This window comes from Actinocorallia aurea, from assembly GCF_054783995.1.
Genome location: NZ_BAAGPQ010000029.1, coordinates 106,245 through 129,553, shown reverse-complemented (window position 1 = coordinate 129,553; position 23,309 = coordinate 106,245). Strand labels below are relative to the sequence as shown.

Below are 23,309 nucleotides of genomic sequence, written 5' to 3'. Positions count from 1 at the left end.
GGGGTGGCCGGTCCTGGACCGGCGGTCGGCACTACAGGGGCGGTGTCGTGGGGTTTCGGGCTGCGGTCGGTGGCGGTGGGGTCGGGCCTAAGAAGAGCTGTGCGGAGTTACGGCTGTCCGATCTGCGTGGCAGGGAGGTCTCGGTCGGCTCTCCGGTTTCGCGGGGCGGCGGGCCGTATCTCGACATCGTCAACGAGGTGCTCGAAGGGCTGCTCGGCGAGCGGCCCTACGACGGCCTGCGCACCCGACGGCACCCGACGGCCCTTCCGTTCGCGCTGGACGACGCCCGCCTCCAGCAGCACCTCGACGTCCTCCAGGTCACGCCGGAGGAGCTGTACCGGCTGTTCGCCGTGGAGCTGGACCACGACCTCCTGGCCCGCGCTCACGCCGGGCGGCGCGAAACTCGCCTGGAACGGCGCCGACAAGGCGGCCTGGCTGGACCGCGCGCACCGCTTCGTGAAGCTCGCCCGGCTCACCGGTCTCGACCTCCCCGACATTCGGCAGGCTCCTCGACGCCTACGGCGGCGGGGACGTCGACCTCCGGGCGATTGCCGCCGCGCTCCGGCTCCACCGCGACCACGGCATGGACGTCACCGACGTCTGCCGGCTCGCCGTGCCGATCGAGGACGACGACGTCCAGGGCTGTTCGGGCGACATCCTCGCCGACCGCAACCAGGACTACAGGTTCCGGCTGGCCGGGCGGATCGGCGTCGCCGAGAGTGAGATCGCCGTCATCGTGCGCTGCTACCGGGAGCGCTACGCCGACCGCGCGTTCGGTGAGCGGTCCCCCATCCGCGACCACTGGGGCGTGTCGCAGAACCCGTTCGTCGCCCCCGGCGGCACGGTGGACGCCGCGTTCGTCTGGCAGGACACCTACACCTACCTGTTCTCCGGTGACCGGTACGTCCGCTACACCGGGCCCGAGTACGCGGCGGTCGACCCCGGATATCCGAAGAAGACCGCCGTGAACCTGCGCCAGGAGCCGCCGTTCACGAACCTGCCCGAGGCGTTCCGCGACGGCGTGAACGCGGCCTTCCGCGCCCCCGACGTCCGGCTGCTGCCGATGTGGGGCCCGGGTGACGGTCGTGGCGTCAGCGGACCATCGTCGTCTCGCGGTTCAGGCGGGACAGTTTCTCGGGATTGCGGACCGCGTAGAGGCCGGTGATGAGGCCCGCGTCCAGGCGGAGGGCCACGATCGTGTCGATCCGGCCGTCGCGGCGGATGATCAGAGCCGGATGGCCGTTGACCAGGGTCGCTTGCAGCAGGGCGCCGCTGAGCCTGGCCAGGACCTCGATCACCTCTTCCGCACCCACCACCGGTTCCACGGCGGCCCGGACGACTCCGCCGCCGTCCGTCAGGAGGACGACGTCCGGGGCGATCATGGTGAGGAGCCCGGTCAGGTCACCCGTTTCCACCGCTTGTCTGAAGGCGGCGAGCACGTCGCGGGTCTGAGCCGGGGAGACCGTCTCGCGAGGGCGGCGCGCGGCGACGTGGGTGCGCGCGCGGTGCGCGATCTGGCGGACCGTGGGCGGGGTCTTGTCGACGGCCTGCGCGATCTCGTCGTAGTCGAGGTTGAAGACGTCCCGCAGCACGAAGACGGCACGCTCGGTCGGCGTCAGGGTCTCCAGGACGAGAAGCATCGCCATGGAGACGCTGTCCGCGAGCTCGACGTCTTCGGCCACGTCGGGCGCGATGAGCAGCGGCTCGGGCAGCCACGGGCCGACGTAGGACTCCTTGCGGCGGCGGAGCGTGCGCAGGCGGGTCAGCGACTGGCGGGTGGTGATGCGGACCAGGAAGGCGCGCGGGTCGCGGACCGCGGTGTGCTCGACGCCCGACCAGCGCAGCCACGTCTCCTGGAGCACGTCCTCGGCGTCGGCCGCCGAGCCCAGCATCTCGTAGGCCACCGTGAAGAGCAGATTGCGGTGCGCGACGAAGCTCTCGGTGGCCGTGGCCGTGGCCGCCCCCGCTGCGGTACCGGCATCCCTGTTCGTCATCGTTGCTCCCGACTTCTGGCGCGCTGCGTGTGGTCGTACACGGGACGCCGCCCACCCCGGTTCCGTGACAGCACAGCCCTATGATCCACGTCACATCGATCCCTTGTCACGGGAGTGCGGCCATCGGCGCCTTATGGCCATCAGCCACACGACGAGTGAGGAAGCCCGATGGAAACCCGTATGAACCTGTTCGACACCGCGCTCGGCACGAAGGTCGGCAAGCGGATGTACGCCGTCAGCCAGGTCATCCAGGAGTCGCCGCTGCCCGGATCCACCCAGGAGCTGGTGCAGCTGCGAGCCAGCCAGATCAACGGCTGCGGCTTCTGCGTCGACATCCACAGCAAGGACGCCGCCGCGGCCGGCGAGGACGCGGCCCGGCTCAGCCTCGTCGCCACCTGGCGGCACTCCACGGTGTTCACCGACGCCGAGCGGGCCGCACTGGCCCTCACCGAGGAGGGCACCCGCATCACCGACGGAAACGGAGGGGTCACCGACGAGACCTGGGCCCGGGTGCGCGCGCACTACGACGAGGAGCAGGCCGTCGCCCTCGTCTCCCTCATCGCCATGATCAACGCGACCAACCGCCTCGGCGTGATCCTCAACAACCAGGGCGGCTCCTACGTGCCCGGCAACCTGACCACCGTCACCACCTGACACACCGAGACCGGCCCCGATGCGCATCGGGGCCGGTCTCGTCAAAGGCGGGTGCATGGGCCGCTGGTCAGGACGGTGCGGTGATCAGGGACTCCAGGAGGCGTTCGAGGGGGTCGGCGGTGATGACCTCTCGCCGGGTACCTGCTCGTCGTCGTCCATAGGGGCGTTCCTGAAGCGGGCTGCAGCCTCCGAGCAGAGCCGGAAGCTCGGCGCGGAGGGCACCGCGAGCCTCCGGTGACGCGTCGAGATCGGCGAGGTCCGGGAACCATTGGCCGAAGTGGTCGAGCCCGGCATATCCGTTCTCGAAGAACAGCATCGCGGCAGGCATGTAGCGATTGGCCCTATCGACCTTGAGGCGTGCGAACCGGCGCCGGTCCGCCACTTCGATCCGGGCGATCACCCCTTGACCGGGCATGAGCACGAGTTTCTGGCCCATGTCTTCGATGGTGTAGATCCCGGAATCCCGCTCCCGAAAGAAAGCGGAGAACGCCATGTACGCTTCCTGAGGATCACCCACGGAAACCCGCCGGTCGTCACCGTCACCGGCAACAAAGACGAACTCTTTCGGTCCCGGGTCATAAGGGCGAGCCATACACGTCCTTCGTTCACACGCAGTACCCACCCAGCCTGGGCCCTGTCCGAGATCTAGATCTATGAGGTGCCGGCCCGGGTCCGAGCTGTCGGGTGCGTGCTGTCGCAGGACGGTGACGGCGCCGCCCGGCAGCGTGTACCGGGTTCCGGCGGTCTCCTCTCACTTCGCCGGTCGCAGGGTCGGGATGGGGGCCAGGCGGTTGTCGCGGCGGTGGTCGCCTTCGGGGCTGAACGGGGGGACGGCGTCGAGCCGGCAGTCGGCGATGAGGAGGGTGTCGTCGGCGCGGTCGTCGGGCCCGGCGGCGAGGAAAGGTTCGCCGTCCGGGCCCCAGATGCCGGAGTTGCCGCGGTACTGCCAGGAACCGGCCGGGGTGTGCTCCCAGCCGCGGCGGTCGGCCCCACCACGAGCTGCGCCCCCTGCTCGGCCAGGTACTGGTACAGCGGCGGGAAGTCGCACTCGTAGCAGTTCAGCACGCCGGTCTTGACGCCGTTGACCTCCACGACCGGAGGCAGTTCCTGGCCGAAGGAATAGTTGCGGCGCTCGGCCGCCCCGTACAGGTGGGTCTTGCGGTAGTTCGCGATCAGCGCACCGCCCGCGTCGGCGACGGCGATGCTGTCGTAGAACCGGTCCCCGTCCTGCTCCGGGTAGGGCATCATCACGGTCGTCCCATGGGTCTTGGCCACGGACACGCACACCCGCTCCCCACCCCCGGTAGGTGGGATCAGCGCTCGGTGGCGGGGCGGACGACGAGTCGTTGAGGTCGATGCCGGGTGGCTGGGCGGCCCGCTGAGCCGAGAAGCCCGCGCAGCAGGCCGTCCGACGGTCCGCTCAGTGTGGGATGGCGTCGATCACGTCGCGGGCGCCCTGGCGGAGCAGGGCGACGCCGACGGACATGCCGAGCGTGGCGGGGTCGAGCGGGCCTGCCCACTCGTGCGCGTCCAGGATGGTCTTGCCGTCCGGCGAGAAGACGCGGGCCCGCAGGGACAGGCGGCCGTCGCGCTCGGCGTGGGCGTATCCGGCGATGGGGCTGTTGCAGTGGCCCTGCAGGACGTGCAGGAGCATCCGCTCCGCGGTGACCTCCCGCCAGGTGTCGGCGTGACTGAGACCTGAGATCGTCTCGATGAGGTCGGTGTCGGCCTCGCGGCACTGGAGCGCGAGGACTCCGGCGCCGATCGGTGGGCACAGCCGCTCGACCGTGAGGATCTCGGTGATGCGCTCGGCGTGGCCGATGCGCTCCAGGCCGGAGACGGCGAGGAGGAGCGCGTCGACTTCGCCGGCGTCGAGCTTCGCCAGGCGCTTGTTGGCGTTCCCGCGGATCGGCACGCACTCCAGGTGCGGGTGGGTGGCGGCGAGTTGGGCGATGCGGCGGACCGAAGAGGTCCCGACGCGGCTCCCCTCGGGCAGCTCGTCGAGGGTAAGGCCGCCCGGGTGGACGAGGGCATCTCGGATGTCGTCGCGCTGGAGGTACCCGGCGAAGACGGTCCCGGCGGGGAGCGGCCGGTCGGCGGGGACGTCCTTGAGGCAGTGGACGGCGAGGTCGGCTTCGCCGGCGAGGAGCGCGGCGTCCACCTCCTTGGTGAACGCGCCCTTCCCGCCGAGGCCGAGCTCGGACAGCGGGCCTTGCCAGCGGTCGCCGGAGGTCGTGACGGGCACGACCTCGGTCCGGATGTCGGGGTGCAGGGCGGCGAGTTCGCGGCGGGTGCGCTCGACCTGGGCGAGCGCCATCGGGCTGGCGCGGGAGACGATGCGGATCACATCAGGGGTGGCCATGGACGGCATCGTAATCCGTCACCGCCTGACCGCGATGAGGAGTCCCGGGGCCTACCGCGTCGATGTCGCGAGGGGAACGACCGACGTAGCCCAGGTCACCGGCGGGTACCTCATCCCGGCGGGGTCGGGATGCTGGTCCGGGGCTACGCGGGGGTGAGCAGGTAGGCGGTGGTGATGCGGGTGAGGTGGGTGGTGAAGGCCTCGTCGGGGGTGGTGGGGACGGCGAAGCCGGGGCCGTAGGCGGTGCGCAGGACCAGGGCGGAGAAGAGGGTGTCGTAGCAGGCCAGGGCGGCGGCGCGGGGGTCGGGGTGGGCGATGTGGTCTTCGGCGCGCTGTACGACGTCGGCGAAGGCCTCGCCGATGCGGTGGGCGTGGTCGGAGCCGCGGCGTTTGATCTCCGGGTGCGCGCCGGAGATCAGCACGACGGCGCCCAGGAAGCGGGCGTGGCGCTGGAACATGCGGGTGAGTTCGGCGACGGCTCCCGCGATCAACTCGCGGGGGGTGAGCCCGGTCCATCGGGCGGGGTCGGCGAAGACCGCCTCATCGGCGCGGGCGCGGGCGATGCCGTGCTCGTAGACGGCGAGGAACAGGGCGTCCTTGGTGTCGACGCGGGCGTAGACGGTCGGGGGCGCGACCTTGGCGCGCTCGCACACCGCGGCGATCGTGAACGCCTCGTACCCGCCCTCCTCCAGGATCTCCACTCCGGCGTCCAGGATCCGCGACCACACCCGGCGGCTGCGTTCCTGCAGCGGCGGGCGGATCAGCAGCTCGGCGTCGGCCGGGGCCCTGTCGTCGCTCATGACCGTCATTGTCGCGCACCGATCCTCCCGCGGTGTCCGTCCCTTGACAGGCGTGTGAGCCGTGCCGCATCATCCTCAAACATTAGCATGCACTAAAGTTTTTACCAGGCCGTCCCCGCGGCCTGAACTCCACCCCCGGAGGGACATCCCCATGGCATCCACCCCGCGCGGACGCGTCGCCGTCATCGGCGCCGGCCCCGCAGGCATGGCCACCGCGCTGTCGGTCCACCAGGCCGGCCACGAGGTCGCGCTCCTGGAGCGCTACCCGCAGGCCCGAGCGGCCGGCAACATCCTCAACCTGTGGCCGCCGCCCATCAAGGCGCTCGGCCTCATGGGCGTCGACACCGACGACCTCGGCTCCCCCTGCCGCACCGAGTTCCGCAACCTCGCCGGGCACCGCCGCGTCGAGGTCAAGCTGCCCGACGACGTCGTGCGCGACTACGGCGGCGGGTTCATCGGCCTGCTCCGCCCCGCCCTGTACGCACGACTCCTGGACGCCCTGCCGCCCGGTGTCCTCCAGGTCGACCGGTCCGTGGAGCGCCTGGAACAGGACGAGGGCGGGGCGGCGCTGCACATGGCCGACGGCACGGTCCACGAGTGCGACGTCGTCGTGGGCGCCGACGGCATCGACTCCCTGGTGCGCCGCACCCTGTGGGGCGAGGCGCCCAAGCGTGAGCACAATCTGCACATCTTCGGCGGATTCACCCTCGCCGACGGCATCGACGCACCCCGCAACATGTGCGTCCTCACCCATTCCCGCACCGTCCAGGGCGCCTGGACCTCGATCCGCCACCAGGGCCGCGACGGCTACCAGTGGTGGATCCTCACCGCCCACGACGCCGCCGAGGAGTTCACCGCGGACCTGCACACCGCCGCGACAGCGCTCGCCCGCGACTTCCCCGCACCGCTCGCGCGACTCGTCGCCGCCACCGACCCCGCCGTCGTCCAGCGGTGGCTGCTGCGCGACCGCAAGCCGCTGAAGCAGTGGTCCCGAGGCCGCGCCACCCTCGCCGGCGACGCCGCCCACCCGACCAGCCCGTATGCCGCCTACGGCGCGGGCATGGCCACCGAAGACGGCTACTTCATCGGCCGCCGCCTCGCCGGCGTCGACCTGCGCGACCACCGGGCCGTCCGCGCCGCGCTCCAGGCCTACGAGGACCCCCGCAAACCGCACACCGCCCGCCAGGTCCAGCAGGCCTTCGTCCTCGGCAAGGTCTTCCACCACGCGCCACGGCCGCTCCAGCTGGTCCGCGACCTGATCCTCGACCACACCCCCCTCCTGCAGAAGGCCGTCGGAGAATCCTCACCCGGTGAGATCGTCAAGCAGATCGCCGAGATCGACGCCACCGAGCACGCCTTCCGCACCGCCCTCGGCCGCAGCGCCACCTGAACCCCCGCCGCGCTCGCGGGCACGGCTCACCAGGGCCCTCGACCTAGGGTCTGCGCGCTCGGCTAGAGACCGGCTTCGCGGGCGGGCGGGCCGCCCGGTTCGCCGCGGAGGCTTTCGTGGGCGCGGCGGAGCTCCGGGGGGACGAGCTCGAGGAGCTGGTCGGGGCGGAGGGGCAGGTCGAGGAGGCTGAGTTTCACCCTGCTGCGGCTCGCGTGCTCGCCCGCCGAGAGCCGGACGACCTGGCCTGCGGCCAGCCGCGTCGCCGCCGTGACCAGGGCGCCGTGTCCCAGTTCGCCCGAGGCCGTGCCGTCCACGTCGACCAGCACCGGGGCGCTGTCGGCCGCCACCGTGAGGCGGATGCGGTCCTGCGCGGCCAGGACGACCGGCCGGCCGATGCCCGCCATCGGCGCGACGGGCGTCACCACCACGACCGCGGCGGACGGGGAGACGACGGGGCCGCCCGCCGCGTAGTTGTAGGCGGTCGACCCGACCGGCGTGGACAGCACCAGCGCGTCGCAACGGTAGTAGCCGTAACGCACGTCGTTCACCGCGAGATCGACCGAGACGACCCCCGTCCGCCCCGCCCTGGCCAGCACCACGTCGTTGAACCCGAACCGCGTCGCCAACGCGGCCTCTCCCGCGTCCACCTCCAAGCAGCCGTGCCGCTCGATCGTGAAGTCACCGGCCCGCAACCGCACCAGCGCCGCCCCCAACTCCTCCGGCTCCACCTCGACGAGGAACCCCAGATGCCCGTGGTTGACGCCCAGCACCGGAACCGACCTCCCCACCAGCTCCCGCATCGCCCCGAGCATCGTCCCGTCACCCCCGAGCGCCACCACCACCCCCACCTCCGCGGGGAACACCGCTTCCGGCACCACCTCCACCGACTCCGGAACCCGCCCCCGATCCCCCTCTCGCACCACCACCCGAAGCCCGTGCTCCCGGGCGAACCCGACGATCTCCCCCACCGACCGGTCCACGGCCCGCACCGGATGCAACACCATCCCGACCGTGCTCCCCCGCAGCTCGGACCCCATCCCCCCACCCTAATGATCACTCTCCGTGAACGGAGAGAGACCCGCCCGTCCGGAGCGAGACGCGGACGCGGACGGCCCGAGTCCAACAGATCGCCCTCGGCGGGGCATGCGCGAGCGGAGCGCGGAAGTCGCGAGGTGGAGCGGTGTTCGGGCGCGAGTCAGACAAGGCCCCGGAGGTTGGGGCCTTGTCTTGGTCGTTCTAGTGGTCGCTCGCCTTGAGGGAGTTCAGGAAGGTGTGGAACTGGGGGGTGGGCACGGTCAGGTGGCCGTGGCCGGGGTGCTTGGAGTCGCGGAGCCCGACGGCCATGGGACCGAGGTCGGCGACCTCGACGCAGCTCTGGCCTTGTGAGTTGCTGTAGCTGGCCTTCCGCCAGACGGGGGCTGACATCAGATCGTCTCCATGAGCTTGTGGATCAGGTCTCGCGTCTGGTCTTCCGGGAGGGCGAAATTCCCCAGCCGGTCGTAGCGGAGCGCGAACGATTCTACTTCCGCGACGTCCGACACCAGTCGCCAGCCGAACGCGGCCTCGGTGTAGGCCATCGGGTGGGAGCCGTCGCCGAACTGCATCAGTTCGAAGGAGCCGTCCAGGCCCGCGTGGAATCGTCCGCGCGGGAGGACCCGTAGGCCGATGGTGTCCAGTTCCGACAGTTCGAGAAGCCGCTTGAGCTGGGCGCGCATGATGTCCCGGTGCGCGGTGAACCTGTCCAGGACGCTCTCGTCGATGAGCGCCCACAGGTACTGGCGGCGGCCGGTGAAGAACCGCTCCTGGCGTTCCAGGCGATCGTCGATCAGCCGCTCGACGTCCTCCTCGGGGGAGCCGCCTTGGATGTTCGCCCGCGCGTATTCGGGCGTCTGCATCAGGCCCGGCACCCACGCCGGCTCCCAGACCCGCAGGTTCGATGCCCGTTCTTCGTGCGTCTGATGGGCTTTCTTCCAGTCGTCGGAGTGCTCTCTGCTCGCGTGCAGGACGAGCAGTTCCCACCGGCCGGGCGTCAGCGGCTGGGACGCCCTGGCGAGCCGGGTTCGGCCCTCCTCGGCCAGCTTCGACAGCAGGAGGGACCGCTGCCAGGCGTCGAGAAGCCTGGCCTGGTCGGGCTTGAGGCGCAGCTTTCCGTGTTCGAGCTTGGAAACCGAGGACTTGTCGACCCGCAGGATCTGGCCGAGTTCACCTCCGGTGAGCCCGAGGACCGCGCGGAATTCCCGCAGCTCCTGCGCGAGCGTGTACCAGAGCGACCCGGCGGGATCGGGATAAAGAACCTCACTCATCTTCGACCTCGCAAAGTTGGCGGGGGTTGCCGAAGTTGCATTTACCAGCATGAAACCAATGGACAGGCTACTTGGCCACGACCACTCTTGAGGACAGTTCCTGGAATTTCTCCTGAACCAACTCAGGCAACCACATTGCCCGCATATCGAACTCCTGGCGGAATAAGTCCGATTTGCGAAATCCCTCGGAGGTGAGACGTGGCAGACGAAGTGGCCACCGCAATGGAGGAATCGCCTCACGCCCCGCTTTCTGAGTGCGGGCGTATCGAGTACCGGCAGGAGTTCCCCGCTGAGAACGCCAGTGTGGGCGTCGTCCGTAAGGCCGTTTCGATGATGTGCCGGGCGTGGAGTGTGCCGGGGGAGCTGATCGACGCGGCGGAGTTGGCGATCTCGGAGGTCGTGACGAACGCGGTGCGGGCGAGTGCGCGGGGCACGCTTCTTCGTGCGACCGTGCGGCCCACGCTCGGCGGCGGCTTGTACTTCGACTGCGCGGACCGTGCCCGTGACGTGCCCCGGACGCCGGCCATGCCCGGGGAGGACGCCGAGGACGGGCGCGGGCTGGCGATCGTCGAGGTCCTGGCGCACGACCACGGATGGGAACTGCTGCCCGGGGGCTGGAAGGCCTTCTGGTTCAGGCTCGAACCCGGGGCCGTCGGCCACCGATCTCCGCCCGGAAGCGGTTCCGGTCCGCAGGGCGGACTGGGGCGTTGTCTGTGAGGTGGGCCACCGCGCAGAGTGTGACCCACAACGCAGTGCGGGCGTCATATCGGCGACATATCGCGCCTGTGTTGGACGTTCTTGTGTCGACTCTGGTGGGGAAAGCGTGGAAAATTCATCGGATTCCGGTCTGCGGTTCTTCGTGGGCACGGACGTGGGCGGGACGTTCACCGATCTCGTGGTGCTGCGGGACGGGCGGCCGCCGCGGCTGTTCAAGTCGCCGACGACGCCCGAGGACAGGTCCGAGGGCGTGGTCAACGCGCTGCGGCTGGCGGCGGAGTCCTACGGGATGGAACTCGGGGAGTTCTGCGCGGGCGTCGTCTACTTCGCGCACGGCACCACCGCGGCGACGAACGCGCTGATCGAGCGCAAGGGCGCGCCGACCGCGCTGCTGACGACGCGCGGGTTCAGCGACACCATGCTCATCCAGCGGTCGATGACCTCGTGGGTCGGGATGGGCGCGGCGACCGGGCACTACAGCCGCCGCCGCAACCCCGACCCGATCGTGCCGCGCTCGCGGATCGTGGAGATCACCGAGCGGACCGACGCGGCGGGGGCCGAGATCGTCGCGCTGGACGAGGCCGAGGTGCGCGCCACGCTCCGGCGGCTCCGCGACGAGGGCGTGCGGGCCCTCGCGGTGTCGTTCCTGTGGTCGTTCGTGAACGGCGCGCACGAGGACCGGGCCGCCCGGATCATCGAGGAGGAGTGGCCCGAGGCCTACACGACGCTGTCGCACGAGGTCGCCCCGGTCATCGGCGAGTACGAGCGGTCGGCGACGACGGTCGTCAACAGCTACCTCGGCCCGGTCATCCGCGACTACGTCGCCAACCTGGAGGGCCGCCTGCGCGCCACCGGGTTCACCGGCGACTTCTCGATCATGGACTCGGGCGGCGGCGTCATGCGCGCCGAGGACGCGGCACGGCGTTCGGCGTCGATGCTGACCTCCGGCCCCGCGGGCGGCGTGCTGGCCTCGACGGCGCTGGCCGAGCGCCTCGGGCACCGCAACGTCATCACCTCCGACATGGGCGGCACCAGCTTCGACGTCGGCCTCATCATCGACGGCGAGCCGCTGGTCGAGCGGGTCAGCGAGGTAGGCGACCTGCACCTGGCGCTGCCGCGGATCAAGGTGACGGCGATCGGCGCGGGCGGCGGCTCCCTCGCGGGCGTGGACGAGTCGGGCGTGCTGACCGTCGGCCCGGAGAGCGCCGGCTCGGTGCCCGGCCCCGCCTGCTACGGCCGCGGCGGCGACCGCCCGACCGTCACCGACGCCGACGTGGTGCTCGGCATCATCGACCCGGCCCGCTTCCTCGGCGGCCGGATGCCGCTGGACCGCGCGCTCGCCGAGAAGGCGATCCGGGTGCACGTCGCCGACCCGCTCGGCCTGAGCGTCGAGGACGCCGCGGCGGGCATCCGCAAGGTCGCCGACAACCAGATGGCCGACCTCCTGCGCAAGGTGACGGTCGAGCAGGGCCACGACCCGCGCGACTTCGTCGTCTACGCCTACGGCGGGGCGGGCCCCACCCACGCCTACGCCTACACCGAGGCCGCCGGGATCGCGACGCTCATCGTCCCGCCGACGTCGACGGTGCACTCCGCCTACGGCACCGTCACCTCCGACCGGTACCGGGCCGTCCAGACGACGGAGGTGCACCGCACTCCCCCGGGCGCGCAGGACCCCGCCGCGCACCTGGACGCCGCGCGCATCTCCGCCACGTTCGACGCCCTGGCGGCCCAGTGCCGCGCCGACCTGGACGACGACCCGCGCGTCCGCCTCTCGCGCGTCGCGTACCTGAAGTTCCGCCGCCAGTCGCACGAGCTGCCCCTCACCGTCCCCGAAGGCCCCGTCACCACCGGCGTGCTGCGCGCTCTGATCGAGGACTTCCGCGCCGCCTACGAGCGCATCTACGGCGCGGGCACCGCCCTGCTCGGCGCGGGCGTGGAGATCCACACGCTGCGCGTCGAGGGCCGCGTGAAGATCACCGATGTGCGCGAGGGCCAGTACCCGGGCGCGGCCGACCCGGACGCCGCGCTCATCGGCGAGCGCGACGTGCACTTCCCCGAGACGGGCCGGATCGCCACCCGCGTCTACCGCGGTGAGGGCCTGGGCAGCGGTGCGTCGCTGCGCGGCCCCGCGATCTTGGAGTTCGCCGGCACCACGGTCGTGCTCGGCCCGAACCAGACGCTCGCCGTCGACCACCACAGCAACCTCGTCATCGACTGCAAGGGGGAGGCGTGACCATTCCCGCCACCAGCACGGCCACCGACACCGGCACGGCCGCCGAATCCGCCATCGACCCGATCACCTTCGAGGTCATCAGGCACCGGCTCCTGGCCATCACCGACGAGCAGGGCGCGACCCTCGCGGCCATCTCCGGCTCCACCCACGTGGTCGAGGCCAGCGACTACAACGTCGGCCTCTACCTGCCGGACGGCTCGGTCGCCGCGATGGGCCGCACGATCCTGTCGCACGCCTCGTCCATGGCCGCCATCACCCGCTCGGTCATCGAGGACTGCACCGACTCCCCCGGCATCAACCCGGGCGACATGTTCATCGTGAACGACCCCTGGAAGGGCACCGTCCATGCCCAGGACGTCGGCCTGATCGCGCCGATCTTCTTCGAGGGCGAGCTGCTGGCCTGGACCGGCGCGATGTGCCACATGGTCGACGTCGGCGGCATGACCCCGGGCAGCTTCTGCATCGACGCGACGGACTCCTACCAGGAGGGCCTGCAGATGCCGCCGACGAAGCTCGTCGACGGCGGCGAGGTCCGCACCGACGTGTGGAACCTGATCCTCGGCCACACCCGTATGGCCCCGACCGTCAACCTCGACCTGCGGGCGCTCATCGGCGCGAACAACACCGCGATCCGGGCGATGACGGCGCTGGCCGAGAAGTACGGCGCGGAGACCGTCCGGACGGTCATGGCCAACCTCATCGGCCTGTCGGAGCGGCGGCTGCGCAACCGGCTCGCGCTGCTGCCCGACGCGCGCCTGCACTCGCGGGCGTTCCTCGACAACGACGGCGGCCTGGCCCAGTCGGCGCAGAACGCCACGTACGAGGTCGATCTGGTCCTCACCAAGCGCGGCGACACCCTGCACTTCGACTTCTCCGGCTCCTCCCCGCAGGCCAAGGGCTACATCAACTGCGCCTACTCCGGGATGATGGCCGGGATCGCGGCGGCGCTGCTGCCGACGCTGGCCTTCGACGCGCCCTGGAACGAGGGCCTGTTCCAGCCGGTCGAGGTCGAGTGCCCCGAGGGCCTGATCTGCAACGCGGCCCGCCCGGCGGCGGTGAGCGGCGGGGCGCTGGAGGCGGGCTGGCTCGTCGAGATGACGGCGCTGGAGTGCCTGTCGAAGCTCGCGGCCTGCTCCGACGAGCTGCTGCGCGAGGCCCAGGCCGGCCCGGCGGGCGGCCCGGACAAGTTCGTGCTCACCGGCGCGGGCGAGAACGGCGCGCGCCAGACCTACGTGATCATGGACTGTCTCGCGACGGGCGGCGCGGCGTACTCGCACCGCGACGGCGCCTGGACGCAGGGCCAGCACAACATCGAGCGGCAGCGGATCTCCAACGTCGAGGCCGTCGAGATGGACTCGCCTCTGATGTACCTGTGGCGCGGGCTGGTCGCCGACTCCGGCGGCGCCGGCCGCAACCGCGGCGGGATGAGCATGGGCGCGGTCTACACCGTGCACGGCGGCCGGGACGTCACCGCGCTGAACTCCGCGCACGGCTGGGAGGTGCCCAACTCCACCGGCATCTTCGGCGGCTACCCGGGCGCGCAGAACACCCGGACGGTCGTGCACGGCAGCGACGTCAAGGCCCGCCTCGCGGCCGGGACCATCCCCTCGGTCGGCGACCTGTCCGGCGAGCGCCCGGTCATGCGGGGCCGCCAGGGCCTCTACCACCTGGGCGACGACGACGTCCTGGCCACCGTGCCGCAGGCCGGAGGCGGCTGGGGCGACCCGCTCGACCGACCCGCCGAGGCGGTCCAGGCCGACCTCGACTTCGGGGCCGTCACCGCCGACGCGGCGGTCCGCCTCTACGGCGCGGTCCTCGGCGCGGACGGCAGGGTCGACGGCGACGCCACCGCCGCCCGGCGCGCGAGCCTGCGCGCGGCGCGCCTCGCCCTTCCCGCCGAGCTCCCCCTTCCCGCGCAGCCGCAGGGCCCGCGCACCCGGGTCCACCCGATGGGCGACGGCCTTGAGGTCGTCGAAGCGGGCGGAGGCCGCTGGATCGCCTGCGCCTGCGGGTGCGTCCTGTCCGGCGCGGACGAGCCGTGGCGCGCACACGCCGCGCTGGCGACCAGCCGCGACGTCCACGCGTTCGGCCACGCCACCCGCCTGGACGAGGGCCTGGAGCTGCGCGCCTACTCCTGCCCGTCGTGCGGCCGCCTCCAGGCCACCGACGTGGTCCGGATCGGCGCGGCCCACCCCGACGACATCCGCCTGCTCGCCGGAAAGGAGGAGTGATGGGCCGCCTCGCGCTCGCCGCGGCGACCTCGCACGTCGGCGCGATCGTCAAGAACGCCGGCGCCGACCCCGAGGTCTCCGGCGTCCTGCACGACGCCTGGCGCGCGCTCGACGCCGAGATCGCCGCAGCCCGCCTCGACGCCGTCGTCGTCGCGGCCACCGACCACTACGAGACGTTCGGGCTGGAGAACTACCCGGCCTTCTGCCTCGGCGTCGCCGACGAGCACGAGGGCTGGGCGGAGTTCGGCAACCCGGGCGGCGCCGTCGCCGGGCGGCCGGAGATCGCCGGGGCGCTGCTGGAGGGCCTCACCTCCCGAGGCTTCGACCTGGCCCGCTCGCACACGATGGCGCTGGACCACAGCTTCATGGTCCCGCTCGCCAAGCTCCCGGCGGCCGCGGCCGCCGGGGTGGTGCCCCTGTTCGTCAACTGCAACACGGCTCCGCTGCCGACGCTGCGCCGCTGCCTCGACCTCGGGATCGCGCTGCGCGAGACGGTGCGGGCGCTGCCCGACGGCGTCCGGGTCGGCGTGCTCGGCACCGGCGGCCTGTCGCACTGGGTCGGGCTGCCGCGCTTCGGCGACATCAACCCGGAGTTCGACGGCCGCCTCCTCGGCCTGCTGGAGCGGGGCGACGCCGAGGAGGTCCTCGCCTGGGACGACGCCTCGATCCTGGACGAGGCGGGCAACGGCGCGCTGGAGATCCGCACGTGGCTCGTCGCCGCGGGCGCGGCCGGCGGCCCGGCGCGGATCCACGCCTACCGGCCGATGCCGGCCTGGACCGTCGGGATCGGCATCGCCTCCTTCGAGGTGGCGTCATGAGCGTCGTCGGCCTGAACCGGCTCGCCCGGGAACTGGAGCACACCCCCGGCCTGCTCACCCGCTACCTGGAGTCCCCCGACACCGTCCTCGACGGCTACCGGCTGACGGGGCCCGAGCGCCGCGCCGTCACCGGCAAGGACGCCGCCTGGCTGCTCGACGCGGGGATGAACCCGGTCGCGCTGCGCAATCTGATGGTCGTGCTCGGGGTCGCCCACCAGGACATGTACCCGGCCGCGAAGGACGGGGGCTGACATGGCGGTCTCGAACGGGACACCGGTGCTGGAGCTGCGGGGCGTCCGCAAGGCGTTCGGCGGCGCGCAGGCGCTCGCGGGCGTGGACTTCACGCTGCTGCCCGGCGAGGTGCACGCGGTCGTCGGCATGAACGGCGCGGGCAAGTCGACGCTGGTCGAGCTGATCTGCGGGTCGTTCCCGCAGGACGACGGCGAGATCCGCATCGACGGCCGCCGCCAGGGGCCGCTCACGCCGCGCCGCGCCCACGCGGCAGGGGTGAGCATCGTCCACCAGCGGCGCACGCTCGTCGGGGGGCTCAGCGTGGCGGAGAACCTGCTGCTCGGCAGGCTCCCCACCCGCGCGGGACGGGTGCTGTGGCGGAAGGTCCGGGAGGAGGCGTCCGCCGCCCTGGCGGACCTCGGCCTCGACGTCGCGCCCACCGCGCTCGCGGGCGACCTCGGGCCCGGCGAGCAGACGCTCGTCGAGATCGCCCGCGAGGTCCACCACGGCGGCCGGGTCCTCGTCCTCGACGAGCCGACGGCCTCGCTCGGCGGCGCGGACGCCGAACGGGTCCACGGCCTCGTCCGGACCCTGCGCGCCCGGGGCACGGCCATCATCTACATCTCGCACCACCTCGACGAGGTGCTCTCCCTCGCCGACCGGGTGACGGTCATGCGCGACGGGCGCGTCGCCGCCGTCGAGGACGGGACCGCGCTCGACCTGCCCGCCCTCGTGCGGGCGATGGTCGGCGACCGGCCGATGCAGGGCAGACCCGACAAGGCGCGCACGCCCGGCGCCTCGGTGCTGACGCTGTCCGGACTGAGCGGCGGACGGCTCGCGCCGTTCGACCTCGACGTCCGGGCCGGTGAGGTCGTCGCCGTCCTCGGCCCGGCAGGCGACGGCCAGTCCGAGCTGTTCGCGCTGCTCAGCGGGCTGCGCCGGGCCGAGAGCGGCACGGTCGCCGTGCACGGCGCGGCGGTCCGGTCCGGCAGCGCCGCCGCGGCCCTGCGCGCGGGGCTGCGCTGCGTCACCGGCGACCGGCTCTCCTACGGGCTCGTCGCCGGGCTCGGCGTCAACGAGAACCTCGACCTCGTGCGGCGCGGCAGGCTGCGGCCCTGGCTGGTGCGCTGGCGCGACCTGCACTCCCGGGGACGGGAGTCCCGCGACCGCTACGGCGTCACCGCGATCCAGCAGGACCCGCCGGTGGCCGCGCTGTCCGGAGGCAACCAGCAGAAGGTGCTGCTGTCGGCGTGGCTCGACGGCGACCCTGCCGCCTGCCTCCTTGAGGAGCCGACCAACGGCGTCGACGTCGCCGCCAAGGCCGACATCCACCGCATCGTCGACGGCCTCGCCGAACGCGGCACCGCGGTCCTGCTCGGCTCCTCCGACATCGACGAGGTGATCCGGCTCGCCGATCGCGTCGTCGTCGTCCGAGGCGGCCGCACCGTCGCCGACCTGCCCATGGACCAGGTGAGCCGGGACGACCTCGTCACGCTCACCGCAGGAGGAGAACACCCTTGACCGCACTCACCACCTCGAAGGGGCTGCCCCGGCTCGGCCTGCCGCCGGGCGTGTCCCGCCACACCGGCCTGCTCGCCGTGCTGCTGCTCATCGGGGCCTTCACCGCGCTGCGCAGCGAGGCCTTCCTCACCGGGCCGAACCTGCTCAACGTCTCCCAGCAGATCGCCGTGGTCGCCGTCCTGGCGGCCGGGCTCACCCTGCTCATGACCGCCGGAGGCATCGACTTCTCCCTCGGCGCGATCGCCGCCGTCACCCACGGCGTCACCGCCCAGCTCATCGTCGCGGGCGTGAACGAGTGGACCGCGGCGGGCCTGGCCCTCGCGCTGGGCGCGGCGATCGGCCTGGTCAACGGGCTCGTCGTGACGTACCTGCGGGTCACCCCGTTCGTCGCCACCCTCGCCACCTCGACGATCCTCGGCGGCGCTGCGCTGCTCATCATCGACGGCAAGAGCATCTCCATCGGGAACGCGCTCATGTCGCTCGGGTTCGGCGAGGTCCTCGGCGGCGTCCCCGCGCTGGTCGTCGTCGCGATCGCGGTCTGCGTCGCGGCGGGCCTGATCCTGCGGTGGACGGCGTTCGGCCGCAACGCCTTCGCCATCGGCGGCAACGAGCAGGCGGCACGCCTCGCGGGCATCCCCGTGGCGCGGACCAAGCTACTGCTCTACACGCTCGGTGGGCTGCTCGCCGGGCTCGGCGGGGTCATGCTCGTCGCCCGGCTCGGCGCCGCCAGCCCCGGCACCGGCGGCCTCCACCTGGAGCTCACCGTGGTCGCCGCGGTCGTCATCGGCGGCACCGCGCTGCACGGCGGCAGCGGGACCATGGCCGGCACCGCCCTGGGCGTGGTGCTGCTCGGCGTCGTCGCCAACGCCATCAACCTGCTCCAGATCAACTCCCACTTCCAGGACGTGGCGCTCGGCGCCGTGCTGCTCGTCGCGGCCGTCACCAACCACCTGCGCGGCACACCCCGCTGACGCAGGACCGCTCCAACCACCCACCCCAAGAATCAGTTCGGAAGGAAAGCCATGTCCGCCACCCCCGGCAGAGGCCGCATCCCCGCCTTCAGAACCGCAGCCGCGCTCGCCCTCACGGGCCTCGCGCTGGCCGGCTGCTCCGTCGACGAGGGCAAGACGGCCGCCGCGCCGGTCCCCTCCGACAAGGCGCTCACCCTCGGCTTCGTCAACGGCAACTCCATCGAGTTCCACACCTGCCTCCAGCGCGCCATGCAGGCCCGCGCCGACGCCTCCGGCGTCAAGCTGCTGACCTCGAACTCCGCGATGGACCCGGCCAAGGAGCTGTCCAACATCGACGACATGATCGTCAAGAAGGTCGACGCCATCGTCGTCCAGACGGTCAACATCGACTCGCTCGAAGGCGGCATCGGCCGCGCCAACCGCGCGGGCATCCCGATCTTCCTGACCTCCGTCGCGTCGGTCGACCAGACCAAGATCCTCGGCGCGGTCGTCACCGACGTGCAGAAGGTCGGCCGCGAACTCGGCGAGTGGCTCGCGAAGGACAGCGGCGGCAAGGCCGTCGAGGTCGGCGTCATCGGCGGCGCGCCCGGCGCGGCGGCCGACCTGATGAACGACGCGTTCAAGGGCGCCGTCGGCGGCTCGGCGAAGGTCGTCTTCGACCAGCCCGCGATGTGGCAGCGCGCCAAGGCCCAGGACGTCGCCGACAACCTCCTGCAGGCGCGGCCCGAGGTCTCCTACGTCTTCGTGCACAACGAGGACATGGCGTTCGGCGCGCTCGCCGCGTTCAAGGCCGCAGGCCGCGACGACATCAAGATCCTCACCAACGGAGGCAGCGAGGCGGGCGTCAAGGCCGTCAAGGACGGGGAGTTCGCGATCACCGTGAGCAACACCCCCAAGAGCGTCGGCGAGATGGCCGTCGACAACGTCGTCGGCCTCCTGCGCGGGAAGCAGGGCGTGGAGAAGATCGCCACGGTCCCCGACGCGCTCGTGACCAGCGAGAATGCGAGCGAAGCTCCTTCCTACTGCGCATGAGGCACCGATGAACGACTCTCCTCGCTCCCTTCCCGACGACGACGGCGGACGCCGCCGCGGCGTACGCTCCGTCGACCGCGCCCTGGACGTGCTCGGCGCGTTCAGCGCCGCGCACCCGCGCCTCCAGCTCACCGAGCTGGCCGAGGTGGCGGGCGTGCCGAAGACCAGCACCCACCGCATCGCGGTGACCCTGGTCGAGCGCGGCTTCCTGCGCCAGGAGGCCGACGGCGCGTACGTCCTCGGCAACCGCCTGCTGGAGCTCGGCAGCCTCGTCTCGGCCACGACCGCCCTGTCCCACCTGACGCAGGGCGTCGCCGAGGAGCTCATCCGCTCCACCGGCGAGACCGTGCTGGTCGCCGAGGTCGACTGGCGGGACCGGTCGCTGCTCATCACGGGCAAGCGGGAGGCGCCGCACTCCCCGGAGTCGCTGTCGCCGCTCGGCAGGCGCTCGATGCTGGCCAACGGCTGCATCAGCCGCGCCATCCTCAGCGGCCTGCCGCGGGAGGAGAGCGAGGAGATCGTCGCGAGGCTGCCGCTGGCGCAGCGCACCCCCGCCAGCATCACCGACCCCGAGGCGCTCCGCCGCGAACTGGAGACCTGCCGCCGCTACGGCTACGCCATCGAGATCGGCGAGTTCATCCCCGGCATCGCCGGGGTCGCCGTCCCGGTGCTGGTCGGCGGCAGGCCCGCCGGCGCGATCGCGGTCTGCGGCCAGATCGCCCGCATGCCGCGGCGGCGGCTCGAAGCGCTCGGCACCCACATCAAGCACCTGCTCGGCCGGACCGCGGCCGCGCACCCGCCCTCCCCGCCGCGCGCGGGCTGACCCCTGGAGAGACCACCATGCAGACAGCACACGAAGCGGGCTGGGTGACCTTCCCCAGCGGAGCCGACGAGATCCGCGGCTACCTCGCCGTCCCCGTCCACCGCCCCGGCGACGCCCCGCCGCCCGTCGTCGTCATGGCGCACGAGAACCTCGGCGTCACCGAGCACCGGCGGCGGGTCACCGAACTCGTCGCCGACGAGGGCTTCGCGTGCCTGACCGTCGACCTGTACAGCAGGATCGGCGGACGCCCCCCGCAGGACTTCACGACCCCGGACGAGCGCCGCGCCAAGGCGTTCCTGGCCGCCCGCGACGAGCAGGCCATCCCCGACCTTGAGGCGGGCCTGGACCACCTGGCGGGCCGCGCCGACGTGGACGCCTCGCGGGCCGCGATCGTCGGGTTCTGCCTCGGCGGCGGGCTCGCCCTCGCCTGGGCGACCCGGACCGACCGGCTGGCCTGCGCCGTTCCGCTCTACGGACTGCCGGAACTGCCGCCTTCCTACAGCCCCACCGGGCAGGTCCGCTCCCGGATCACCATCGCCGACGCCGTCCGCTGCCCCGTCCAGGCGCACTTCGGCGGGGCCGACGAGGTCATCCCGCTCGACCAGGTCGCCCGGCTCGGCGACGCGCTGAAGCTGTCCGGGCAGGAGACCGAAGTGCACGTCTACGACGGCGCCGGGCATGCCTACCACGACGACACCCACCCCAACCACGACGCCGCCGCCGCGCGCCTCACCTGGGAGCGCACCCTCGCCTTCCTGAGGAAGCACCTGTGAGCCTCTGGACCGACCTGCTCGGCGCGGAGATCCGGCACGTCGACGCCGCCGGGACGGCGACGCGGGTCGCGTCCCTGGGCTCGGGCGAGGCCGTCGTCCTGCTGCACGGGCGGGGCGGCCACCTGGAGACCTTCGCACGGACGCTGCCCGCGCTCGCCGCCGCGGGACGCCGGGCGATCGCGATCGACCTGCTCGGGCACGGGCTCACCGGCAGGTCCCCGTCCGGCTCCTACCCGGTGGCGGAGCTGACCCGCCACGTCCTGGCGGTGCTCGACGCGCTCGGACTGGACTCCGCCGACCTGGTCGGGCAGTCCCTGGGCGGGTGGGCCGCCGCGCTGGCCGCGCTGCGTGCGCCGGAACGGGTGCGGCGGCTGGCCCTCATCGAACCCGCCGGACTCCAGGCCGAGGCCGAACGGCTCGCCGACCCGACGGTGCGGGCGGCCTACGAGCGGGGCGGCAAGGCCTACGCCGAACCGACGCCCGAGGCCGTCCGGACCCGGCTGGCCGGGCTGCTCGCCGACCCCTCGACGGTCGACGCCGAACTCGTCGAAGTGCGGACCGCGCTCTACCGGCCCGAGGACGCGCGGCGGGTGCACCGGCTGGTGCGGGCGGCCGACAACGGGGCGTCCCTCCTGACGCCGGAGCGGCTGTCCGGCCTGGCACGGCCCGTGCTGTTCATCCGGGGCGAGCACGGGCACACCCCCGCGTCCGTCGTCTCGGCCGCCGTCTCCGCGGTGCCCCGCGCGCGGCTGCTGACCGTGCCCGGCGCCAAGCAGTGGCCGCAGTACGAACGGCCCGACCTCGTCAACTCCGCTCTCGTCGACTTCCTCACCCACGACTTCCTCACCAAGGAGAACCCCTGATGACTTTGTGGACCGACTCCCTCGGCGCCGAGACCCGCTACCGCGACGCCGCCGGCTGGCGCACCCGCTCCATCGAGGCGGGCGAAGGCGACGCCGTCGTCCTCATGGGCGGGCTCACCGGCCACGCCGAAGGCTTCCTGCGCAACGTCGTGCCGCTCGCCGAACGCGGGCTGCGCGTGTACGCCATCGACGCCCTCGGCCACGGCCTCACCGCCCGGCCCACCGACGTCACCTACCACGCGCCGGTCTTCACCGAGCACCTCATCGGCTTCCTCGACGCCATCGGCGCGGAGCGGGCCCACCTCGTCGGCCAGTCCCTCGGCGGCTGGACCGCCCTGTACACCGCGCTCAAGCACCCCGACCGGGTCGGCAAGATCGTCTCCGTCACCGGGGCGGGCATCCTCCTGGACGACGCGGCCCGCGCCGCCGAGAGCGAGCAGGTGCACGCCCGCGTCAAGGCCGTCACGGCGAAGGCCGCCGCCGCGCCCACCCGGGAGAGCGTCCGCGAGCGGCTCGAATGGCTGATGGTCGACCCCGCGACCGTCACGGACGAACTCGTCGAGTGCCGCTACCGCTACTACACCCTGCCGGGCGCCGAGGAGGCGCTGGCCAAGCTCGTCGCCGAGCAGCCCAGCGAGGGCAACCGCGCCCACCTCCTGCGCGAGGCCGACCTCGCGGGGATCCCGCACGAGACGCTCGTGCTGTGGAGCGACCACAACCCGACGACCCCCGCCGAGGTCGGGCGGCGGGCCGCGGAGATCCTGCCGAACGCGTCCTTCGACATGGTCACCGGCGCGGGCCACTGGCCGATGTTCGAGCAGCCCGAGCAGTTCAACCGGATCGTCGGCGACTTCCTCGTCAAGGACGGCGGGTGACGCCGGCGGAGGAGGTCGCCCTGGGATGCCGGGTCCTGGCCGCGCACGGGAACGCCGACCTCATCTGGGGGCACCTCTCCCGGCGCGACCCCGACGGCAGGGGTGTCTGGCTGAAGTCCGCCGGATACGGCATGGAGGAGATCACGCCGGATCGGGTCGTCCTGATCGACCGGGACGGGGCGCTGCTGGCGGGCGGCGACCGGGTGCACCTGGAGTACCCGATCCACACCGAGATCATGGCGGCCCGGCCCGACGTCGGCGCGGTCGTGCACAGCCACGCCGAATCCGCCATCGTCTTCGCCGCCACCGGAGCGGAACTGCGCCCCGTCGGCCACGAGGGCACCCTCTTCTGGCCGCCGGACGTCGCCCGCTTCACCGAGACGGGCGACCTCATCCGCGACCGCGCGCTCGGCGTTTCCGTGGCCGCCGCCCTCGGCGACCGCAACGCCCTCCTCCTGCACCGGCACGGCCTCGTCACCGTCGGCCCGGACGTGGCCACCGCGGTCCTGACCGCCGTCTTCCTGGAGAAGGCGTGCCGCATGCAACTGCAACTGGAAGCCCGCGGAGCCCCCTTCGAATCCTCGGACGAAGCCGAGGCCCTCGCCAAACGCTCGCGCTGCTACTCCCCCCGGCAACTCGACGCGGCCTGGGCCTACCTCGTCCGGACGCTCCCCGCGCAGGTCTGAGACACCGGTTCGGCTCTTCGACGGCGCCG

Annotated in this window: 25 protein-coding genes; 16 read left to right on the top strand and 9 right to left on the bottom strand. The window is 72.4% G+C overall.

Going from position 1 to position 23,309, the window contains the following annotated elements:
- Positions 1 to 107 precede the first annotated feature (107 nt).
- Positions 108 to 476 (bottom strand): hypothetical protein, encoded by a 369-nt coding sequence (locus tag ACYVOM_RS33265; RefSeq protein ID WP_460307531.1) that lies wholly within the window; start codon positions 474 to 476, stop codon positions 108 to 110.
- Positions 477 to 583: 107 nt separating this feature from the next.
- Here ACYVOM_RS33265 and ACYVOM_RS33260 point away from each other — a divergent pair, with 107 nt between their 5' ends.
- Positions 584 to 1,165: a hemopexin repeat-containing protein gene (locus ACYVOM_RS33260; protein WP_460307530.1), complete on the top strand. Its 582-nt coding sequence runs from the start codon at positions 584 to 586 to the stop codon at positions 1,163 to 1,165.
- Here the strand turns inward: ACYVOM_RS33260 and ACYVOM_RS33255 are convergent.
- A complete protein-coding gene (locus ACYVOM_RS33255; protein ID WP_460307529.1) occupies positions 1,092 to 1,994 on the bottom strand; it encodes an RNA polymerase sigma-70 factor in 903 nt (300 codons plus the stop codon). The genes ACYVOM_RS33260 and ACYVOM_RS33255 overlap by 74 nt on opposite strands.
- A gap of 168 nt (positions 1,995 to 2,162) precedes the next feature.
- Between ACYVOM_RS33255 and ACYVOM_RS33250 the strand changes: the two genes are divergently transcribed.
- Complete coding sequence (locus tag ACYVOM_RS33250) at positions 2,163 to 2,648, top strand: carboxymuconolactone decarboxylase family protein (protein ID WP_460307528.1); 486 nt, start codon at positions 2,163 to 2,165, stop codon at positions 2,646 to 2,648.
- Positions 2,649 to 2,715: 67 nt separating this feature from the next.
- On the opposite strand, the gene ACYVOM_RS33245 is transcribed toward ACYVOM_RS33250, so the two are convergent.
- The 4 genes from ACYVOM_RS33245 to ACYVOM_RS33230 form a co-directional block, all read right to left on the bottom strand.
- Positions 2,716 to 3,240, bottom strand: coding sequence for a hypothetical protein (locus ACYVOM_RS33245; RefSeq protein WP_460307527.1), 525 nt, complete (start codon positions 3,238 to 3,240; stop codon positions 2,716 to 2,718).
- Positions 3,241 to 3,299: 59 nt separating this feature from the next.
- Positions 3,300 to 3,893, bottom strand: coding sequence for a nitrilase-related carbon-nitrogen hydrolase (locus ACYVOM_RS33240; protein ID WP_460307573.1), 594 nt, complete (start codon positions 3,891 to 3,893; stop codon positions 3,300 to 3,302).
- 175 nt (positions 3,894 to 4,068) lie between these two features.
- Positions 4,069 to 5,010, bottom strand: coding sequence for a hydroxymethylbilane synthase (gene hemC / locus ACYVOM_RS33235; RefSeq protein WP_460307526.1), 942 nt, complete (start codon positions 5,008 to 5,010; stop codon positions 4,069 to 4,071).
- 143 nt (positions 5,011 to 5,153) lie between these two features.
- Entirely contained in the window at positions 5,154 to 5,810 is a 657-nt protein-coding gene (locus ACYVOM_RS33230) for a TetR/AcrR family transcriptional regulator (protein ID WP_460307525.1), read from the bottom strand.
- 151 nt (positions 5,811 to 5,961) lie between these two features.
- On the opposite strand from ACYVOM_RS33230, the gene ACYVOM_RS33225 reads away from it, so the two are divergent.
- Positions 5,962 to 7,200 (top strand): FAD-dependent oxidoreductase, encoded by a 1,239-nt coding sequence (locus tag ACYVOM_RS33225; RefSeq protein ID WP_460307524.1) that lies wholly within the window; start codon positions 5,962 to 5,964, stop codon positions 7,198 to 7,200.
- Positions 7,201 to 7,262: 62 nt separating this feature from the next.
- Here ACYVOM_RS33225 and ACYVOM_RS33220 read toward each other — a convergent pair whose 3' ends face one another.
- The 3 genes from ACYVOM_RS33220 to ACYVOM_RS33210 form a co-directional block, all read right to left on the bottom strand.
- Complete coding sequence (locus ACYVOM_RS33220; protein WP_460307523.1) at positions 7,263 to 8,237, bottom strand: NAD(+)/NADH kinase; 975 nt, start codon at positions 8,235 to 8,237, stop codon at positions 7,263 to 7,265.
- Between the two features lie 199 nt (positions 8,238 to 8,436).
- Positions 8,437 to 8,625, bottom strand: coding sequence for a DUF397 domain-containing protein (locus ACYVOM_RS33215; RefSeq protein ID WP_460307522.1), 189 nt, complete (start codon positions 8,623 to 8,625; stop codon positions 8,437 to 8,439).
- Entirely contained in the window at positions 8,625 to 9,503 is an 879-nt protein-coding gene (locus tag ACYVOM_RS33210) for a Scr1 family TA system antitoxin-like transcriptional regulator (RefSeq protein ID WP_460307521.1), read from the bottom strand. The genes ACYVOM_RS33215 and ACYVOM_RS33210 overlap by 1 nt, the downstream gene beginning before the upstream one ends.
- Before the next feature lie 222 nt (positions 9,504 to 9,725).
- On the opposite strand from ACYVOM_RS33210, the gene ACYVOM_RS33205 reads away from it, so the two are divergent.
- From ACYVOM_RS33205 to ACYVOM_RS33145, 13 genes are all read left to right on the top strand, one after another.
- Positions 9,726 to 10,220, top strand: coding sequence for an ATP-binding protein (locus ACYVOM_RS33205; RefSeq protein WP_460307572.1), 495 nt, complete (start codon positions 9,726 to 9,728; stop codon positions 10,218 to 10,220).
- Positions 10,221 to 10,362: 142 nt separating this feature from the next.
- Positions 10,363 to 12,456 carry a hydantoinase/oxoprolinase family protein gene (locus tag ACYVOM_RS33200; protein ID WP_460307520.1) on the top strand — a complete coding sequence of 698 codons (2,094 nt, stop codon included), beginning with the start codon at positions 10,363 to 10,365 and terminating at the stop codon, positions 12,454 to 12,456.
- Positions 12,453 to 14,687: a hydantoinase B/oxoprolinase family protein gene (locus tag ACYVOM_RS33195; protein ID WP_460307519.1), complete on the top strand. Its 2,235-nt coding sequence runs from the start codon at positions 12,453 to 12,455 to the stop codon at positions 14,685 to 14,687. Before ACYVOM_RS33200 ends, ACYVOM_RS33195 begins: the two co-directional genes overlap by 4 nt.
- Entirely contained in the window at positions 14,687 to 15,505 is an 819-nt protein-coding gene (locus ACYVOM_RS33190) for a DODA-type extradiol aromatic ring-opening family dioxygenase (protein ID WP_460307518.1), read from the top strand. Before ACYVOM_RS33195 ends, ACYVOM_RS33190 begins: the two co-directional genes overlap by 1 nt.
- The gene (locus ACYVOM_RS33185) at positions 15,502 to 15,756 is read left to right on the top strand and encodes a hypothetical protein (protein WP_460307517.1); all 255 of its coding nucleotides are present in this window, start codon (positions 15,502 to 15,504) and stop codon (positions 15,754 to 15,756) included. The genes ACYVOM_RS33190 and ACYVOM_RS33185 overlap by 4 nt, the downstream gene beginning before the upstream one ends.
- Before the next feature lies 1 nt (position 15,757).
- Positions 15,758 to 17,257: a sugar ABC transporter ATP-binding protein gene (locus ACYVOM_RS33180; RefSeq protein ID WP_460307516.1), complete on the top strand. Its 1,500-nt coding sequence runs from the start codon at positions 15,758 to 15,760 to the stop codon at positions 17,255 to 17,257.
- On the top strand, positions 17,254 to 18,228 hold the full coding sequence (locus ACYVOM_RS33175; protein ID WP_460307515.1) for an ABC transporter permease: 975 nt from the start codon (positions 17,254 to 17,256) through the stop codon (positions 18,226 to 18,228). The genes ACYVOM_RS33180 and ACYVOM_RS33175 overlap by 4 nt, the downstream gene beginning before the upstream one ends.
- 51 nt (positions 18,229 to 18,279) lie before the next feature.
- Positions 18,280 to 19,260 carry a sugar ABC transporter substrate-binding protein gene (locus ACYVOM_RS33170; protein ID WP_460307514.1) on the top strand — a complete coding sequence of 327 codons (981 nt, stop codon included), beginning with the start codon at positions 18,280 to 18,282 and terminating at the stop codon, positions 19,258 to 19,260.
- Between the two features lie 7 nt (positions 19,261 to 19,267).
- On the top strand, positions 19,268 to 20,083 hold the full coding sequence (locus ACYVOM_RS33165) for an IclR family transcriptional regulator (RefSeq protein ID WP_460307513.1): 816 nt from the start codon (positions 19,268 to 19,270) through the stop codon (positions 20,081 to 20,083).
- A 17-nt stretch (positions 20,084 to 20,100) separates the two neighbouring features.
- Positions 20,101 to 20,856 carry a dienelactone hydrolase family protein gene (locus ACYVOM_RS33160; protein WP_460307512.1) on the top strand — a complete coding sequence of 252 codons (756 nt, stop codon included), beginning with the start codon at positions 20,101 to 20,103 and terminating at the stop codon, positions 20,854 to 20,856.
- Positions 20,853 to 21,719 carry an alpha/beta fold hydrolase gene (locus ACYVOM_RS33155; RefSeq protein WP_460307511.1) on the top strand — a complete coding sequence of 289 codons (867 nt, stop codon included), beginning with the start codon at positions 20,853 to 20,855 and terminating at the stop codon, positions 21,717 to 21,719. Before ACYVOM_RS33160 ends, ACYVOM_RS33155 begins: the two co-directional genes overlap by 4 nt.
- Positions 21,719 to 22,594: an alpha/beta fold hydrolase gene (locus ACYVOM_RS33150; RefSeq protein ID WP_460307510.1), complete on the top strand. Its 876-nt coding sequence runs from the start codon at positions 21,719 to 21,721 to the stop codon at positions 22,592 to 22,594. The genes ACYVOM_RS33155 and ACYVOM_RS33150 overlap by 1 nt, the downstream gene beginning before the upstream one ends.
- Positions 22,591 to 23,280 carry a class II aldolase/adducin family protein gene (locus ACYVOM_RS33145; RefSeq protein WP_460307509.1) on the top strand — a complete coding sequence of 230 codons (690 nt, stop codon included), beginning with the start codon at positions 22,591 to 22,593 and terminating at the stop codon, positions 23,278 to 23,280. Before ACYVOM_RS33150 ends, ACYVOM_RS33145 begins: the two co-directional genes overlap by 4 nt.
- Positions 23,281 to 23,309 lie beyond the last annotated feature (29 nt).